This is a genomic window from Silanimonas sp., from assembly GCF_027530345.1.
In the GTDB taxonomy this organism is placed as follows: domain Bacteria; phylum Pseudomonadota; class Gammaproteobacteria; order Xanthomonadales; family Xanthomonadaceae; genus Silanimonas.
This window is the reverse complement of record NZ_JAPZQK010000003.1, coordinates 179,233-197,180: the sequence shown is the minus strand read 5'-3', so window position 1 is coordinate 197,180 and position 17,948 is coordinate 179,233. Positions and strand designations below refer to the sequence as shown.

The window sequence follows — 17,948 nt, the reverse complement described above, 5'->3', positions numbered from 1 at the left end:
ACAACACAAAGCGACTGCTGGGGCCGATCGGCTACATTCCCCCGGCGGAAGCAGAGGCGGCGTTCTACGCCGAGACCAGCGGTTACGCTAAAGCGGCGTGACTCAACGAAAACAGCCTCCGGAAAAGCCGGGGCGGTTCAGTTCTGAGTGTTGGAATGCTTTGATTTGGAAGAAACGGTAAGTGCGCGTAGATCTCTCCCCCTATATCCGGAGAGTGGATCCCATCACCTGAACCTGTCTTCCTATCTCTTCAACAGCACCTCACTCACAAGGTAGTGCTCAGCGAGTAAGTTTTTACACTGCTGACTCATGAGTAGGAGCGATGCTGAATCAACTACTCAGTCGACTGCTACAAAGACAGGGTGCTGCACTGGGTACTTCGCATTGGCAGCGCAGGATCGAGCCAAGCCCTCTAGTTCAATCCAAAATCTCAGCAGGGAAACGAACGGGTCTTCGGCATCCGCCCCATCGGCGTCTCGACTGCGACTAGACAGCCGTACTGTGCCGAATTCGCAAAGTGACGTTGATCGAACCTCGTAGAGCAGTACGGAAGAATCAGGATCCGCCGCCATTGGTTGACGGTGCATTAGTCGATTTCGGACATCACCCAGCTTGGAAAGCCAGTGAGGGGATTCCTCCGTGCCATTTGCGGCCATCATCAGTGCGGCGAACTGAGAGCGCGAGGCCTGCTCAGCACCTCGCTTCTCGATCCACTTCACCAGACGGGCAAGGCTGTCCGTACCATCTTTGGCTTGAACATGAATCGCACAGAGATGCGCCAGGTAGTCGCGAGCCGAGCACATCTCAGCCACTAGCGAGTGAATCGCGAGATACAGCTCATGTAGAGCGGAGTTTGCGAATCGACTGCCAGACTTTCTTCCTGCCTGCAGAGACCACACAAGCTGCTCGTGGTGGCGCTGACTTACTTCACGCAACCGGAGGGCTGCCGAACTCATCGAGATCGACAAGTAGCGTGAGAGATCGCTATAGGCGGTGTCACCAGCCACCGATGCAGCATGGGAAATACCCGACCAAGCGTCGGAAGACTGCTCTACAAAACTCTTCGAGCCCGGATTTGGCTGCCATGTCTCGCAACGCTCTGGGCTTGAGAGATAGGTTCGATTCGAGCCAACGAAGTACGCACCAGCCTCTGCCGCGATCTTGAACACGTCTATCGCGTCATTAGGGCCGACATAGACGATCCGACTCTCATGGCGAACAGGTCCAAGCAGAAGAGTTCCTGGCGCCTGCGGGTGAGCAAGGAGTCCACCGGTCAGAAACAAAACCTCCGACGAGTGAGTTACGCCAAACCGGACGTCCGTTGCAGGATATGCCTTGGGTTCGTTCACGAGATCTGGATCCCTCCTACACGGCCCGTGTCATCCATCTTCTCGAATGTCGAGGGCCGGGAGAGACCGTACGATCTTCATCGTCTCCAAGCTCACCGTGACCACGCGGAGCAGCAGTTCAAGTGGGTAGCGTGGATTGCCCATGGTCTCAATCGCCCAGTCGTTGGCATCGTTGACGATGCCGCTGTCCTTGTCGGTCTTGACGCACTGACGCTCCATCACCCACTCGATGGCGGGCTTCCCGTTCACCACGTAGTCGTAGGCCTCGAGCGGGATGCCCGTGACAGTGATCTTGGCGTTGTAGTGGATCGTCGTGCGGTCCTTGTCCTTCCCGGACTTGCCGAATCGCATCTTCTCGACGCGGTAGTCGGCATCGGCCAGCTGCTTGCCGCCGCTGTCGATCTTCGCACCAGCGTAGGTCGGGACGGTCTCGTAGTTCAGGTGCAGCTCGGCAAGCAACCGGCCGGAACGACAAAAGGCCAAGAAATCTTGTGTTGACCTGACGACAGGAATCCTCGGCAACTCCTTCTCAAGATTTGCCCCGTACTGCTTCCGGTACTGCTCTGAGTGCAAAAGGCCGTAGACGTAATAGAAGATGTCGTCAGCCGATATGTCATTTCCAAAAATCGCTTTGAAGAACTCAACTCTTTCCGAAGCGATAGCATCATGCCGCTTCAGGGGCTTTGTGTTACTCGAGAAAAGATCAACATCGCGCCCGCGCTCGGCTTGCTCATACCTGTAACGAGGGAAGCACTGAGCTGTATCCAATGTGTGTAGCTCCGGCACCGAGTTCGACATCAACACGGAGAATCCAGTTCTCGCGCCAACACCCGTGATGCAAATGACAAGGTTGTCGGCCTGATCCGAAGGAAAGAGACTCGGCATCAAGTGACGTGTCCAACTCCAATCCTTGCCAAAATAGCCCCATTGGCGTTGGAACGGCCTGTATAAGACCTGTCGCAACTCGGATGAATCGAAGGACAGCTCTTTGCCCTTATCGGCGGCCGAGAGTATGTCGCTTGTCCATTTGATCTTGAATTTATCTCGGTCTACGAAGTCCTCAATCGGCACTGTTCCGTCAGACTCGGCGAAACGCCTTGCTTCAGCGTTAAAGACTTCTGTGCAGGACTTTAGCTGTTGCTCGAGGCGCACCCTTGAAAAGTTGTACGTCCAAGCATCGCGATGCGTTGAAAGCCCCATCGAGTACGTCGCGAAGAGAGCCCCCGAAGAGGCCGCTTTCTTGGTCCCAAGGAGCACGAAGGATTCAAATCCTGACGCGCGTTGATTAATCCAATCGCCATATCGGTCAGGCTGGATCGACGTCCAGGGCAGAGAATCAAATGACCCACTTTCGGACAGCCAGCCAATCTTCTCCTGCTCAGACAGATCATCTCCAACATCGCAGTAAAAGATCCTTCCAGGGCCAGTCGAAGCCGCATTCTTTACGAGCAGAGTGATGGCAATCCCCGTCATGCTGCGACTTCCAAAGATGTTCTCGCCCTCGCGAGCAGCACCCCGGCTAAGCATGTCCTTACGAATATCTCCGCGAAGGTTGAGGACATAGATAGTCGAGAACTCCTCAAGCAACGCGCGCCGGAGACCGTCATTAGCAGGCTTATCAAGAAATCCATTCCCAGAGATGAAACAAACCAAGCCACGGTCGCTCACCTTATCGCTCGCCCATCGCAGGGCTCGGATATAGGAGTCGTAGATCTTGCTCTTACCCATGCTATTTGAAGACTTCGCAACATAGGTCTGCGAGATTCGACGATCCAACTCAGGGTAGTCGACGCTCTTCGAGTTTGAATCATCTTTATCGCCAGACGAGTAAGGCGGATTTCCGATGATTACGCGAATATCAAGATCCTTCTGGCGCTTTCGCCTGCTGCTGTTTTGCACGAGAAGCTCATCGATCATGTCCTCCTTCTCGTACATCTGGAACGTATCCGTAAGACAAATCCCGCCAAAGGGGCTGTATGCGTCATCGACCAAGTCGTGGTAAGCAGCCTCAATGTTGATTGCAGCAATGTAGTAAGCGAGGAGAACTAGCTCATTCGCGTGAATCTCCTCCCTGTACTTCCTCCTAATGTCATCAACATCGATCAGTCCGATCTGCAGAAGACGCGCAATGAATGTTCCCGTCCCCACAAAGGGATCGAGAACGTGTACGCCACGACTGCCAATAGACTGGCCGAACTCTTTTCGCAGCACCAAGTCGACACTGCGGAGCATGAAGTCGACTGCCTCGACGGGCGTGTACACAATTCCAAGGCGCTTTGCCATGACAGGGAAGGCGCCGTTAAAGAACTTGTCGTATAGCTCTTTAACAATCTTCTGCTTCCCTTCTGCACTAGTGATTCCTTCCGCGCGCAATCTTACGCTCGCGTAAAAGTCCTCAAGATTGGATACCTCCTTGTCCAACCGCTGCTGCCCGAGGAGATCAAGCACATCCTGCATCGCCAACGCCATGGGGTTTTGGCTGGCGAAGCTGTAACCGTCAAACAAGGCGTCAAAAACCGGTTTAGTAACCAAGTGCTGGGCAAGCATTTCGACGATCTCCTCGTCGGAAATGCTGTCATTCAAGTCGTCGCGCAACTCCGCCGAGAACTTCAAGAAGGCCTCGCGCTCACAGACACTGGCAGGGTCCTGAAGGACTGCGTTGATGCGATCGATGTGCGTGCGGGCGATCTTGGCGATGTCGTTCGCCCAGTCTTCCCAGTGGTGGCGATTTCCGCACTTTTCGACCACCTTGGCGTAGAGCGCTCGTTCAATCTCCCCGACCTCAAACTCGATCTGGACTTGCTCGGGCTTCTTCCCGTAGTCACCAGCGTCTTCGCCGATGCCGAACTTGCCCTTGGCCTTGGCGACCTTCTTGGCATTACCGTCTTTTTGGGCTGATGACTTCCGCTGAACGGCATCGGTGATCGCGATGACCTCCATCTTGCTGCGATCAGGCCCCACCAGATCGAGCTTGTTCACCATTGCATCGAAGCGATCGTCGTGCGAACGAAGCGCCTGCAGAACCTGCCAGACCACCTTGTAGGTTTGGTTGTCGTTGAGGGCGTCGTGCGGCTCTACCCCTGCCGGGATCACCACGGGCAGGACCACATAGCCGCGCCTCTTGCCCGGCGCGTTGCGCATGACGCGGCCCACAGACTGCACGACATCCACCTGACTATTGCGTGGCGTGAGGAAGAGCACGGCGTCCAGGGCGGGAACGTCGACGCCTTCCGAGAGGCATCGGACGTTGCTCAAGACGCGACACGTGTCGGGAGGCGTCGGTGCCTTCAGCCAATCGAGCTTGGACTCCTTCTCGCTGGCGTTCATGCCGCCGTCCACGTGCTGGGCCTCGCACGTCAACCGAGCGCCGTCCTCGATGTCCTCAGCGTCCTGATAGGCCTCAACTACCGCCTGAAACATCCCCGCGATCTCTTTGGAGCTGACCTTGTGGGTCTTCCCACCTTTACCGGGCTCGATCACCTGGCAGAAGGCGACCGCGCGTCGCATGGGCTCCGGTGTTTCGGACCCGTCTTCGTGAATCCCCAGCTTAGCTAGCGCCTTCCAGCAGCCCACGATCTTCGCGGCATCGTCCACGCGAAGGGTGTTGTTCTCGTCTTTCAGGAGGGCCTGAAGGCGGCGATTGATGTGGCTTTCCTCGACAGCGAGGACGATCACCTTGTAGTCGACCAGAAGGCCGCGCTTCACGGCCTCCGAGAACGTGATGACAAACAGCTGCTTGCCGTACCACGCTTCGTTATCCATCGAGTAGAGCGCGACGTTGTCGCGTTCCGCCATGGCCTTAGCACCATCGCCGTAAATCCGGGGCGTGGCCGTCATGTAGAGGCGCTTATCCGCCCTGATGTAGGCCGCGTCATGCACGCGAACGAACGCGCTTTCGTCCTCTCCGTCGAACGTCGCTCCAGTAGTGCGATGCGCCTCGTCACAGACGATCAGATCGAAGTCATCGAGCCCATGATTCGCTTGGGCATCATGGATCACCTCGATGGAGTGGTACGTGCTGAAGACCACGGTCATGTGGTCGGCATCAGTCCGCACGGCAACCCCCTGCGCCAGACGCTTCGCGTCAGTGGTCGCGGGGTAGCGAAGCTCATGGGCAAAGGTCTGAACGGCGTCGTCTTCCTTGCGCCCCTTCTTCTTGCCAACGTCACTGTCGGAGCAAACGGCGAAGCTGTGGAGCGGCACCGCACTTTCCTGCGTCCATTCCGTGAGCGTTTGCGAGAGCAGAGAAAGGCTCGGAACGAGGAAGAGAACGCGCTTTCCACGGCCTGCTAGGGATTCTGCGATCTTGAGGCTCGTGAACGTCTTGCCCGTTCCGCAGGCCATGATCAGCTTGCCGCGATCGGCTTCCTTCAAGCCTGCCGTGACCGCCTTGAGTGCGCTCTCCTGATGGGGACGAAGGCTCTTCTTCGGCTTGAGCACCGCCGCTGACTTCGGCTGGTACTTGGCCCAATCGATCTGGCTTTCTTCGAGATCGCGCAGGGTGATTTTGCTGACCGGCGGTTGCTGGTCAACCAAGGCATTCTCGGCATGTTCCGACCAATGGTCGGTCGTGCTGACGATGACGCGATGGGAGAACGGCTTTCGACCTGATGCCGTGAAGAAGCTATCGATGTCCTTCTTCTGCAGCTTGTAGTCGGGCGCGTAGAACTTGCACTGGATGGCGTGGACCTCGCCGGTCTGCGCAACTTCGGCCACCAAGTCGATGCCGTCGTCCTTCGCCGAGAATCCGTTTGCCGTTGCCCAATCCGTCCAGACCTGTACCTTGGCGTAGAGGTCTCGGTACGTGGCCTCGTTCTGGAGGTAGCAGAGGATGAGTTCCTCGAAATAGGTCCCCTTCTCGCGCTCGGAAACAGCTGCGGAACGGTACGATTCGAGGAGACGCTCAAGTGCTGTCACGGTCTCAGTTCCTTTGGTGACGGGACATGGGTATTGGGGGTTCCGACGTACTGCCGGCCGCTCGATTCTAGAGAGGACGGTGGCACCGAGGAATCCTCCGCGGGCTCGTCCGAAGCCAAAAAAAGAGGGCTTTACGTCGGATGGGGAGCCCGAAGGCCCCCCGCCGCTTGCCAGCCTAGCCCCTTTGGTGGTGGAACCGCTTCAGGTAGGTCCACAGCCCAAAGGTAGCGAACGCGTACACCACTAGCGCGCCGATCGTCTTGTGCATCCTGCGGCCCTCACCTCGAGTGCAACGGGCCTTCGCCCGTGCGGTAGATGTTGAGCAGGTAGTCCTCCCGGTGACGAAGCACCGAATCGGCCTGCAGCCGGCTCAACCCCTGTTGCTGGAAGTACACCATCAGCTCCGCGTTCGAGCTGTTTCCGTCGTTCGAGAGGGCATCTTCGACCCACCGAACCGTCTCGGGTGACAGCCCGTAGCGAAGCGGTGCCGCTGCGCCGCTCACGCCTGCACCTGACGCTGCAGCTGGCCCTCAAGGCGGCCCCGCAATCCCGTGATTGTCGAAATACCCGTATCGGGACCTGTGACCGCTTGTTCCGTCGGGAAGAACTCCTCCACGACGGCTGGCACGTCTTCGGCGAGGTCCTCGAACGCGCCGTTGGCGAATCCCAGCCGCGCCGCTTCATCCAAGGCGGCTTGATCGAACCCAGCCGCCCTACGCTGCTCGTCCCGCTCCTGCGCGATCTTGATGGCCGCTTCCAGCGTCATGCCGGAGCGCACCACCAGGTCAACGTAGAAGATCGCCGAGCGATGGCTGAGCGTGGTGGACTTACCCCGCAGCTTCAGTTCCAACGGCATGCACGACAGTCGCCCGCCCGAGACCGCGCTGAAGTACTGCAGCCGCGCGACCAAGGTGCGAATGGTGTTGAACGACGTGGTGCGGAGCACGAAGGTGCCCATGGCATCGTCCTCGCCGTCGCCGATCAGCACGTTCAACCGGGCGTAGGCTTTGCACTCGCCCATGGCGAAGGCGCACGCGTCCGGCCCCGGGCACGGCAGACGCTCGACACCGCCCTCCCCCATCCGCCTGCAGGACTCGCCATTCCCGACGCAGCGCGGACGCCCTGTGGCGCGGTCGAACAGCGAGTAGTCCGCCCGCAGGTTGAGGTCCGGATCGTTGAACAGCATCCGGACCGGGATGGAACGCAGCTTCTGGCCGTCCGAGGCGCGACGAAGCTGTTCGTCAAACGGGTGCAGGGTCCAGCCCTCGCGGGTCTGGACCTGGGTGGTGAGGGTGAACTGGTCGTCCTTCTCGGGGAGGCGCTTGCCGTTGCGCTCCACGACACGGCCGATGGAAATCCGCCCGATGACTGGCGGGGTGATGGCGAGACCCTTGATCATGGTCGGTGCTCCTGTGGGTGACTGACGAGGCGAAACCGTCGCGCACCCGACTTGCTCTCCCGGTAGGAGGCAACAAGCGCGGGATGGTCGGCTTCGAGTTTCTTGACGTTGAGGACGAGGCTGTCCTTGGCCCGCTTGAAGTGCGCTTCGCCTAGCGGCCCAAAGGCCGCCACCGAGGCCTCGCCCATGGCCTGTTGGATCGCTTGCCTGTGGCGCTCGGCTTCCCGTTCCCGCTCATCCAGCTCCGCCCCCAAGGACAGCAGGCGTTCGAAGGAGGACCGCAGCTCGGCGCGCTCCCCGAGGTCGATCACCGTGTCAGCGCCCCGGTACAGCTCGCGCAGGGCCTTGGCGGAGGAGGCGGACCCGTCCGCCGCGGGCGGGGTTCCTGACGTGACCATGTCCCAGAACCGGGCTTCCAGAATCACCAGCCGGGAAATGACCTCGTCATCCCGCTCGATCCGGTGGATCTGCAGGTCCTGACCACACAGCAGCACGGCCACGTCGGCCGCTCTCTGCCCCGTGACCGCCAGCTGGTGCTGCACCTGGATCTGGATGTGCTCCGGCACCCCGGCCCGCCACTTCCGCGAGCCATGCTCCCCGGCCGTCTTGCACTCGAGGATGCGGACCTCGTCCGAGCCCACGATCTCTCGGTCGAGGTTGGCCAACATGAAGGAGAAGGTCGGGTGCCGGAGTACCGCATTGACCCGACGCACCTTCCGTCCCGTCGCCTTGGCGTAGGCGTCCGCCACCAAGGGTTCGAGCACCGTCCCCCAGTAGGTCGGAGAGTCGACGTCATCGTTCAAGGGGTTCACCGGCACGCTGCCGGTCTTCTGCCCCCACAGTTCCAGCGGGCTGCGGTAGGGGCACAGCCCCACGGCGGAGGCTGCGTCGGAGCTGCCAATGCCCTTCCTACGTTCTTCCAGCCATGCCGGGCGATCCAGCCCGACAGTCGTACTACTCACAACGGCATTCAATCGCCTCATGGTGTTCTCCGGAAAAAGAAGAAGGCCCGGTCGTTGCCGACCGGGCCTTGGGGGTTGAACGCTGAGGGAGACTTCAGCGGGGTTCGTTGTGCGCCTCGAACATGGCTTGGTTCTCGCTGATGCCCTGGCGCAGGGCAACGCCGAACTCGAACCGCACCAGCTGGGGCTCCTGATAGGTCAGCTCGAACTCGTCATCGCTGTTCTGCAGCTGCTGGACGCCGTAATTCACTTGCGTGATCACGTCCTTGCCTTCTGCGGGCGTGTAGACAAGCTCGCCGACGCACTGGTAGCGCCCGAGATCCTCTTGGGCGTCCTCGGTGACGATGTTGCGCAGGGAGGCCTCTCCTGCGGCGTCACGGACCCGCTCGTCGATCGCACGGGACTCGAGGATTTCGATCATCAAGCCTTCGACCGCACCCGAAGTGCAGTCGTGATGGCTGCTGCAGCCACTGAGGGTGGCGAGAGCCAGCGCGCCGCAGGCCAGCATGGGGAAACGACGCGCGGCGACGGGCCGCGCGCTCTTGAGGAACGTCATGGGTTATCTCCGGGTGGGAATTGATGAATCCGGCCGCAGTTGCGCAGAGCCAGATAGGTGAAAGCCGAGATGAGCGTCTACCGATCAGTTCGAAGCGTCGTTCGCTTCCGGCGGGCGGGCAACGATCTTCTGGAAGCGAATACGGCTCCAGATGTAGACCGCGAAGACGAGGACCGAGCCCCAATAGCCCAAGATCATCGCCATGATGCTCACGCCAACCCACCACGCCCACCAGCCAACGGTGTAGTGCTTGCCGAGGGCCTTCTGGAAGATGTCTGGATTGACGAACAGCCTCATCTGGATCGTATTGAGCGGCGCCCCTTTTGCGCAGCGATTACCAGCAGAGATCGAGAGGGGAAGAAGAATGAGAAGAACAAAAAGCGTGTAGATGCCAAACATTCGGAGAGATTCCTTTCTTCGGTCGGATCGGATGCTGCGCGGCAATTGGCGAAACCAGCGACGGACCTATCGCCACCGTTGACCACTATCTACGCTGCACGTAGAGTCTGCCACGCATGTAGTGGTTTGGTCATGATCGAAGCCCGCCGGCCCGGTCATGCCCCCACTTGTCGAAACAGCCCGCTCAATCGCTATTTGCCGAACGTCTCGTTCAGGCACGCGAACTTCGCGGGCTCAGTCAGCGCGCCCTCGGGGACTTGATGGGTTTGGGCAAGGACAAGGGCTCTACCCGGATCAACCGCTATGAGCGGCAGACCAGCTCGGTCAGCCTCGAAGCGCTTGACGAGCTGGCTCGCGCCCTTGACGTCCCGAAGGCCTACCTCGTGGCGGACACCGGCGCGTTCGCCGATGCCCTGCTTCGCTTGAGCCAGATCGACCTCGAGAAGCGGCCGGAAGTGATCCAGCTGTTGGATCGCCTCGTCGAAGATCCGAAGCTAGCCGCGAGACTGCTTTCGGCTGAGTCCCCTTCGACCAAGGCAAAGTCAACGAGTCGGCGCAAGGCGTAACCTTGCGCCGGACTGCGGCCTGCTCATCCCACGTGGCTGAGCACTTCATCCCAAGCCTTCTGCTTGAGCTGCGCACCGGCTCCGAACCACGCCGCCTCACGACGGTGATCGTCACTGCGGGCGCGACGATGGTGGTCGACGTACTCCGTGACGCTGTTCAGAACGCCCCAGGCGGTCCCACGACTGGAGGCGAGCATCGTTCCCCTACCCCCGCCTGCATACAACGCTCGGACGCTCGCTAGAGCCTGCTCGTTGACGACATCGTCCCGGCTCTCGGTGGTCGAGTAGGTCAACACCCGACGCAACAGATCGTCGACGGCATCCGGAGCCAACTGGACCTCGCAGAGGGCCTTCATCCGAGCCACGAAGCCGTCCCACGCCGACACCGTGATGCCCAGCTGACGCTTCACGGCATCCGCATCGAACTGACTGCGGTGCGGCACCTTGATCGCCCCGGCGTTACTTCCCAGAGCGATGGACAGCGTGTTGTTGCAGACCACGCGAACCGAAGTGAACTGAGCCGTGGTCGCCAGCGTTCCGTCGCAAGCCGTGGCCAGCAGCAGGTAGCCGTCCACGCGGTCCCGGCCCTTGAGAGTCACGCTCTGGCCAGTCCGCGCGAGCGCCCAGAACTTCTTGCCCTCACGAAGCACGCCCGCCGTCTCCAGCTCGAAGCCGTTGCCGGCCGTCAGGTCGCGGTAGAACTCGAGGATCTCACCCGGCTGGACCACCTTGAAGCGCTTGCTCACCACGGCGAGCGGCGCCTTGGTGTCCGAGCGGTACAGCACCTTCTGCTCCGGGAAGGCATTGATGACACCGACATTGTTGTTGCCGGTGATGTAACGAACCTCGGACTCCTCGATGGCCCAGTCCATGCCGGACTGGCGACGCCACTCCTCAATGGACTGTCCGGCGCTGAGCCGATTTCCGATGCCGTGCCAGGGCTTTTCGCCGGCGTAGGCCATGGTCTGTACCAGATGCATTGCTTCTCTCCTGACTTTTTCTGGACGGCATAAAGGAAGAGGCCCGGGACAATGCCCGGGCCTCTTCGCTGTGCCGCTTGGTTGGATGAACTAGTCCCGGAAAACAGGACCGCACTGCGCGCACTTCATGATGCCGACGATGACCGCCGTCGCGACGATGAGCACGCAGTAGACCGCTTCAAGCTTGCTGGACGGCACGTGGATGCCTCCGCTACACGCACTGAATCCGGAGTGCGAAGCCGAGAAGCAGAGGAACCGCTTCAAGTCGGTGATACGTATTTCAAATTTCGTTCACTAACCGAGACGAGACAGGCGCAACGACTTGTTGATCGACTTGAGTCACCATCCCACCGAATGACCGTCTAGACGGGTTGACGAGAACAGGGGTCAGAGGCATATAGCTGGCTTGCCCTATACGCATCGGAATTGCGCCTTCCTCGAGCCACCCGCCGAACAACCACGCACTGGCATCGATGAGGGGCGGAATCAACCTCGCTTACGGCAACACTCAGCAAAGCGGAAGGACTAATCAGTAAAGGATTCAAGGAGGAACAGTGGCAGTAGTGATCCAAGACGTCAGGGCGGTCCTCGCGCGATACGGCTTAGAGGAGCCAGATCTAGCCCTCTTACGAGCTGATGAGCGCCCCTATCGCGCACTGCTTCTGCAGCCTGCGGGACCGTTCTATGCAGACTCAAGTCGGATTGGCCCGCTTGATCTCGAAGACGCAACGAATCGAGCCAACGCGCTACTCAAAATGGCCGCGCAACGAGGCGACCAGCTTGTGGTGACACCCGAGTACTTCCTCCCTCGAAGAGCCCTTGAGGAAGCCGCTCTAGGCGATAGCTTCCCTGCACAGGGCGCGCTTTGGGTTCTTGGTTGCGAAAGCTTCAGCCCTGACCAGCTCGATGAATTTCGCACAAGATGCAATGATCATTGCGACGTTATCTTTGAAACCGATCAGGAGCCGGAGGTTCAAGGAAGCTTCTTTGACCCTGTCGCATATTGCTTCACGACAACGCGTGATGACAAAAGCCTAAGGCGCGTGATCATTTTCCAGTTCAAGACAGCGCCGTCCCGAGATGAACACAGCTTCGAGAGCAGATATCTCCGGTGTGGTCGTTCGATCTATCAATTCAAGAATCGCGACGGATTGATTAAGTTGTCGACAATCATCTGCTCCGATGCATTCGCAATCGGAGATGATCCTCAAGCCATCCGGCAACTGGCAGATCGAACGATCCTAATCCACATCCAACTAAACCAAAAACCAAAGCACACGGATTATCGAAGATATCGGAACGAAATCTTTCGACTGAGCCAAGACATTACCAACTGTGACATCGTCTGCCTCAACTGGGCACGAAACGTCGTTCTACATGAGCCATCGAAGGAGCCAAGCGCCTGGAAGAACGAGAGCGCGTCCGCTTGGTACCTCCCGGAGCGCAGGTGCTCAGTCGACGATGCGGAAGTTGGCGGCAATGAGGCCAAAGGCCTGTACTACACCGCACACGAAAAGAAGCGCCACGTTCTTCACTTTCACTACGACGAGGCTGTCTTTGCGTTGACGGTGCCAAAAATCGTCAATCAAGGCCTTGCAATCCTTGATGTCCGCATAGGGCCCACACTTGATGAGCGCCACGTGTGGCAATCAGGCACGACATCATGGGCACTGGACTCAAGCTGTCCAGATACAGGATGGCGTGAGATGGTTGGTGCCGACGATGAGTCAAGAGCGGCATTCGCCGACCTGATGGATACCGCCAATCGACTCCATATCGAAAGAGCGGTATCTCTGTCTTGCGGGCAAAAGGCTGTAGCCGAAGCGTGGTTCCGAGTCGATCGGCTGGACGTCTTCCGAATAGCCGAATGTGAAACAGTTGAGCGCGCAACTCTTGAGCTAGACGGAAATTCCGAAGCAAGAGGTCGCAGACGCCAACGGATCGTCAAGGTCTCGATTCTTGGTCACATCTTGCGAACCCAGGAGTTGCCACTACCGATAAGAGACCTAGGGGGTGGCGGGGCCTCGATCAACTGGTCTCCGAACTCGCCCAACACGAACGTCTCCAAGCCAGGATTCCTTCCAGCGCTCGTTACATACCTTGGCGACTGTCCCGATCCCGAACAGATTAAGCGAACGTGCGAGGCAGCGTTTGAACTACTGCGCCGTGAGAACAAGCCGCACAAAGCCCGGATCGGAGTTTGCTATCGAACAGCAGGTGGCGAGACAAAGTTCGCAGAAATCAAGGCCCAGACTGATTTCACATACGACGGAAGTAGCATGACCTCGATCACGGGAGTGGCGTGATATGCCAGAGATGCAAGTCAATCAAAAGCTGCTCTCCGGACTACTCTCTGGTGTCGAGCGCATCGATGACTCCGTAGTTCGTGGCAAGAAGATCTTCAAAGACAAAACGTACGCCGTTGCATACATCGACTTCTCCGACCAAGTAGTTGATCGATCGCAGCACCTGCGTGATTTCCAAGAGAGGATCCTTGGAGACACATTCTTTGAATCTCCGGGCGATCTGCGATGGAACAATTACGTCTACTTTGTAGCGGGCGAAAATTCGGTCTCAGACCCTGGCTTCTTTTCAGCCAAAGCGACGATCGAGTCCGACAGGGATTACGCTAGAAAGCGCGTCATACTCGCATCGGAGCTTGAAGCCGAACTCGGGGGTGGCCAGCTCTTTGATGCAACCGCAAGCATTGAGGCTTTCGATGTAATGGCCGAATGGCGGCGGCAACTATCAGCGGGGCACTTAGGCCTCTTGATGGATTGCGCCACCCCACGAACTTCCGTTGTTGAAAAAATCGCAACGCGTAACGCATCCGAGCCTGCGAATGCGATTCAGCGTCAAAAAGAAATTAATATTGACGACGCTCAACTTGCAGAATGCAGGATTGATCAACTACGCATAGAGAGATTCCGCCCTATTCATGACGGGAAGTCTTACTCTTTTGGGCAAGTGACGCTAATTGTTGGGGCGAATGGCAGCGGGAAAACCTCACTGCTCGAAGCAATTGAGAGCTTTTACTGCGGCGGCAACAGAAGAAGCAAGAGCACCGAACAAGCCAAGATATCCGCCAGCCTGAGGAAAAATGGCAGCAATGCACTTGTTAGGATGTCCTCCGTATCTGACGTCCCCCGCATCAAGGCACGCTGCTTAGCGTGGTACAACCGTAACGAGCACAGTGCCAGCGCCATCCTTGACAGCTTCTCTCAGTACAACTTTTTGGATACGGATGCAGCGTTCCGCCTTTCCGCAACCCCTGAGCAAGCTGACATTGCGACGGAGCTGAGCCGCCTACTGGTGGGCGCCTCAGCCGCGACGACATTCGAGTACCTACAGAAGATCTACGCAGATATTGAGAAAGCAAGGGAAAAGGCCGGGCGCCGTGCTGATGGCTTGCAGTCTGATCTTGACGCCTCTCAAAGGCGACTGAATGAATTGCTGGAAAGACCATCAGTAGCAAAGACGCTCGCCAACTCCTACCAATCCACGCTAACGATGATTGGCTGGCGGCTTGACGACGCCGTTGGCCCTCTTGATCAGCGTCAAGGATCGAGGCTACTCGACGCACTTAGCTGCGCACAAACGATTCTCTCCTTTGGCGACGCAGCTCGGACAGCTGAGATTGTCGAGTCTCGCTTGATGGCTATCGAAAGCGCCGTAAGTTCTTGCCTGCCCCTCGATGAGCGGCTAAGGACACTGAGCAAGAATGAACTTCTCCTATCAAGCGCCATTGAGAGAGATCAAAAAACAACCGACTGCATTGATCGCTGGATCGCCTACAAGACCGCGAAATTCGAAGAAACAAGACACCTCTATAATGAAGCACGCGAGCTTGTCGAAAGCCTATCGACACGCCTTGGTGGCTTTGTTTCAAGCGATCTTCCTTCAGCACCAGCGCAGTATGAGGGGCAGCCCCTTAGTAACGCACTAAAGGCTGCGAGGCGCGCATCCGAGGACGCATCACGCACTGCTGATAGTGCACGGCAGTTGCTCAGCGTCCTCAATAAGGAGGAAACAGCTCGCGCCGAAGTGGCTGTGACACTCAGGGACGCGGCGTTGGCAGCGTTGAAGACTTCACCAGATCAGCGATCTTGCCCCGTGTGTCGAACCACGCACGCTGAAGGCGAGTTAGAGCGTCTTATCGATAGGCTTGCGGCCAGCGCATCGAATTCTCCAGGGATTACAGCCCTGACCGCCTCTCTTGTGGACGCAGAGCGCAGCTTTGGCGAAGCACGAGCAGCGGTTTCGACTCTTGAACTGTGCGAGAAGATCGCGAGATCTTTCGGCCTTGACGACCCAACGCCAGCAGTTGTCGCTGGATCGATCGCCGACCTAAAGATGCGACTTGACAAAGCAAAGCTCGATCTACAGATCAGGATTAAGGAGGGGCAGAATCTACGTAGCGCGGGCTTTTCAGGCAGCGAACTTGATTCAATTTGGCTGCAGATCAGGGATCTCTTCGATACAACATCAGCCGATGTAACTATCAATGCCGCTATTGAAGCAAAGCAGATTGTTGCGCATGGAAAGGAAGAGCGATCTAAAGAACTAGATAGCTGCCGGCGTGAACTGGACGAGATCTCAAAATCAATTCAGTCGATCTGCCACAGCCTAAACTCCGACGGCTGGAGTTCATCAAGTGACTCGATCAGCACGCTTCCAGCACTTATCGCCCTAAGAGAATCCTACGCACCATTACGCGACAGCCTCGAGCGATTGAGGACCTTTGTCGATCTTGGTGGCGCGACGCCGCTGGCAGAGATTCGAACCCGCATCGCGGTTGCTGCAAACGCGTTCAACGAGGCTGTTGATGCACTTCGCAAGGACTCATCAAGCTCTGAGGAGCTAAAAGCACTCTCTCCCCGCATAGAAGAAGCAAGCAAACAACTCCTTGGTTTGCGCAGCGAAGAGGCCGCCCTTAGGGATGCAAGCGAAGTGTTGAGTAACCTCTTCAGTAGCTCCTCTCTAGAGTTCGCGACACGCGAAGCACTTGAAGAGATCGGCAGCAAAATCAATGAGATTTTTTCCCGCATTCATGCACCCAAGGAGTACATGTACTCCGGAAGCTCTGATGCGCAGCTCCAAACGATTGATGGCAATGAACCCAGAAGCCTGAACCAGGTAAGCACAGGACAACGCGCGGCCTTCGCGCTTTCTATCTTTCTGGCAAGAAACCAAACAGCGAAAACTGCACCACCGATCCTACTAATCGATGATCCAATCGCACACATCGACGACCTGAATGCTCTTTCGTTCCTCGACTATCTTCGCGATCTTTCAGTGCACTCAAATCGCCAAGTTTTCTTTGCCACGGCGGATACCCGCATTGCATCCCTGTTCTCCAAGAAATTCAGTTTTCTTGGCGAGGACTTCAAGACAATCACCCTAGATCGCGCAAAAGACATTGAGCCTTCGCGCGCAGATTGATGAACGCCACGGCTAGGCTCAGTAACCGCTAAGTCCTTTCGATTCGTCAATTTCGCGCAGGATGCGTGACCATTCCTGCATCATTGCCCGCCGCTCGACCATGTACTCAGCCTGGTTGTAGCTGGCCCGAACCTTATCGCGCTCCGCGTGCGCCAACTGCCGTTCGATAACGTCAGACCTGAAACCCATCTCATTCAAGATCGTCGACGCCGTCGCCCTGAAGCCGTGGGCTGAGAATCCGATGCCATCGGCGCCATTGAAGCCCATCCGCTCCAGGGCACGATTGAGAGTGGTCGCGGACATGCACTCTCCGGGCTTACGGTTGTTGGGGAACAGCAACCGACCACCGCCCGTGTAGGTATGAAGCTCACGTAGCAGAGCCACTGCCTGGTCAGACAAGGGGACGATGTGCTCCTGCCTCATCTTCATCCGCGCTGCGGGAATGCGCCATTCGGCGGCATCAAGATCGAACTCTTCCCAGCGCGCCATCCGCAGCTCGACAGTGCGAACAAAGGTCAACAGCATCAGCCGGAGAGCGATGACGGTCGTTCGATAGCCAGCGTAGCCATCGAGGGCACGAAGGAATTCCCCGACCTCCTTCTTTGACAACGGGCGTCGATGTTCGACACGCGGCCGATGGATCGCTCCACGAAGCGCAGCTGCCGGATCGCCGTCAGCCCGGAGCGTCGCGACGGCATAGCGGAATATCGCCGAGCACCACTGCCGAACAAGCAGCGCGACCGTCGCCGCGCCTCGCCCCTCGATTCGACGCACGATCTCAAGCAGATGGGCTGAGGTGACGTTCCTGATCGGAAGCTTGCCCACGTATGGGAACACGTCCCCACCAAGGAAGCTGTCGACCTGCTTGCGGTAGTAGGGCGTCCAGCTGACGGCCTTCTTGGCGATCCACTCCCGCGCGACAGCCTCGAAGGTGTTCGCGTTCGACGCCAGGGTCGCCAATCGATCAGTCTGGCGGCTGTGCGAGGGGTGGATCCCCTGCTTGACGAGCGCACGCGCCTTGTCTCGCTCTGAGCGCGCGTCTGCGAGCGAGACCTCGGGGTACTCGCCCACCGCGAAGAGGTTCTCTTTGCCTGCGATGCGGTAGCGGTAGCGCCACAGCTTGGCGCCCGTTGGCCGCACCTCGAGGTAGAGCCCAGCACCGTCTGGAAGGCGGATCGGCTTGGGCCCTGGCTTGGTCGTTCGGATGCGAGCGTCGGTGAGTGCCACGAGCGGGTATCGAGCCTTAGGTACCCTCAACGGTACCCGCATTTCGCTCGGCTTACCATGGACGCCCATGGACCAAGGCGGATACTAAGATGTTGTTTTTACAGGATCCGCGCGCACCATCCGGACTAATCTGGACTCCACTGGACGCCAA

The 17,948-nt window shown here is 58.2% G+C and carries 12 protein-coding genes; 3 read left to right on the top strand and 9 right to left on the bottom strand.

Going from position 1 to position 17,948, the window contains the following annotated elements; all coding sequences use genetic code 11:
- Positions 1–338 precede the first annotated feature (338 nt).
- The 7 genes from O9255_RS02055 to O9255_RS02025 form a co-directional block, all read right to left on the bottom strand.
- The gene (locus tag O9255_RS02055) at positions 339–1,349 is read right to left on the bottom strand and encodes a hypothetical protein (protein ID WP_297865162.1); all 1,011 of its coding nucleotides are present in this window, start codon (positions 1,347–1,349) and stop codon (positions 339–341) included.
- A 30-nt stretch (positions 1,350–1,379) separates the two neighbouring features.
- The gene (locus O9255_RS02050) at positions 1,380–6,266 is read right to left on the bottom strand and encodes a type ISP restriction/modification enzyme (RefSeq protein ID WP_297865161.1); all 4,887 of its coding nucleotides are present in this window, start codon (positions 6,264–6,266) and stop codon (positions 1,380–1,382) included.
- 278 nt (positions 6,267–6,544) lie between these two features.
- Positions 6,545–6,769 carry a hypothetical protein gene (locus O9255_RS02045; RefSeq protein WP_297865160.1) on the bottom strand — a complete coding sequence of 75 codons (225 nt, stop codon included), beginning with the start codon at positions 6,767–6,769 and terminating at the stop codon, positions 6,545–6,547.
- Positions 6,766–7,665, bottom strand: coding sequence for a hydrolase or metal-binding protein (locus O9255_RS02040; protein WP_297865159.1), 900 nt, complete (start codon positions 7,663–7,665; stop codon positions 6,766–6,768). Before O9255_RS02040 ends, O9255_RS02045 begins: the two co-directional genes overlap by 4 nt.
- Positions 7,662–8,648 carry a lambda-exonuclease family protein gene (locus O9255_RS02035; protein ID WP_297865158.1) on the bottom strand — a complete coding sequence of 329 codons (987 nt, stop codon included), beginning with the start codon at positions 8,646–8,648 and terminating at the stop codon, positions 7,662–7,664. The genes O9255_RS02040 and O9255_RS02035 overlap by 4 nt, the downstream gene beginning before the upstream one ends.
- Positions 8,649–8,721: 73 nt before the next feature.
- A complete protein-coding gene (locus O9255_RS02030) occupies positions 8,722–9,183 on the bottom strand; it encodes a hypothetical protein (RefSeq protein ID WP_297865157.1) in 462 nt (153 codons plus the stop codon).
- Between the two features lie 84 nt (positions 9,184–9,267).
- Complete coding sequence (locus O9255_RS02025; RefSeq protein ID WP_297865156.1) at positions 9,268–9,582, bottom strand: hypothetical protein; 315 nt, start codon at positions 9,580–9,582, stop codon at positions 9,268–9,270.
- A 167-nt stretch (positions 9,583–9,749) separates the two neighbouring features.
- Here O9255_RS02025 and O9255_RS02020 point away from each other — a divergent pair, with 167 nt between their 5' ends.
- Entirely contained in the window at positions 9,750–10,148 is a 399-nt protein-coding gene (locus O9255_RS02020) for a helix-turn-helix transcriptional regulator (protein WP_297865155.1), read from the top strand.
- A 23-nt stretch (positions 10,149–10,171) separates the two neighbouring features.
- On the opposite strand, the gene O9255_RS02015 is transcribed toward O9255_RS02020, so the two are convergent.
- Complete coding sequence (locus O9255_RS02015; RefSeq protein WP_345781350.1) at positions 10,172–11,128, bottom strand: DUF932 domain-containing protein; 957 nt, start codon at positions 11,126–11,128, stop codon at positions 10,172–10,174.
- Positions 11,129–11,691: 563 nt separating this feature from the next.
- On the opposite strand from O9255_RS02015, the gene O9255_RS02010 reads away from it, so the two are divergent.
- Positions 11,692–13,434 carry a hypothetical protein gene (locus O9255_RS02010; RefSeq protein ID WP_297865153.1) on the top strand — a complete coding sequence of 581 codons (1,743 nt, stop codon included), beginning with the start codon at positions 11,692–11,694 and terminating at the stop codon, positions 13,432–13,434.
- Between the two features lies 1 nt (position 13,435).
- Positions 13,436–16,570, top strand: coding sequence for an AAA family ATPase (locus O9255_RS02005; RefSeq protein WP_297865152.1), 3,135 nt, complete (start codon positions 13,436–13,438; stop codon positions 16,568–16,570).
- A gap of 18 nt (positions 16,571–16,588) precedes the next feature.
- Here O9255_RS02005 and O9255_RS02000 read toward each other — a convergent pair whose 3' ends face one another.
- Positions 16,589–17,797 (bottom strand): integrase arm-type DNA-binding domain-containing protein, encoded by a 1,209-nt coding sequence (locus O9255_RS02000; RefSeq protein WP_297865151.1) that lies wholly within the window; start codon positions 17,795–17,797, stop codon positions 16,589–16,591.
- Positions 17,798–17,948 lie beyond the last annotated feature (151 nt).

Excerpts from the sequence above, each read along its gene's own strand:
- O9255_RS02040 (WP_297865159.1), bottom strand. The coding sequence starts at position 7,665 with ATGATCAAGGGTCTCGCCATCACCCCGCCAGTCATCGGGCGGATTTCC.
- O9255_RS02035 (WP_297865158.1), bottom strand. The coding sequence starts at position 8,648 with ATGAGGCGATTGAATGCCGTTGTGAGTAGTACGACTGTCGGGCTGGAT.
- O9255_RS02030 (WP_297865157.1), bottom strand. The coding sequence starts at position 9,183 with ATGACGTTCCTCAAGAGCGCGCGGCCCGTCGCCGCGCGTCGTTTCCCC.
- O9255_RS02025 (WP_297865156.1), bottom strand. The coding sequence starts at position 9,582 with ATGTTTGGCATCTACACGCTTTTTGTTCTTCTCATTCTTCTTCCCCTC.
- O9255_RS02015 (WP_345781350.1), bottom strand. The coding sequence starts at position 11,128 with ATGCATCTGGTACAGACCATGGCCTACGCCGGCGAAAAGCCCTGGCAC.
- O9255_RS02005 (WP_297865152.1), top strand. The coding sequence starts at position 13,436 with ATGCCAGAGATGCAAGTCAATCAAAAGCTGCTCTCCGGACTACTCTCT.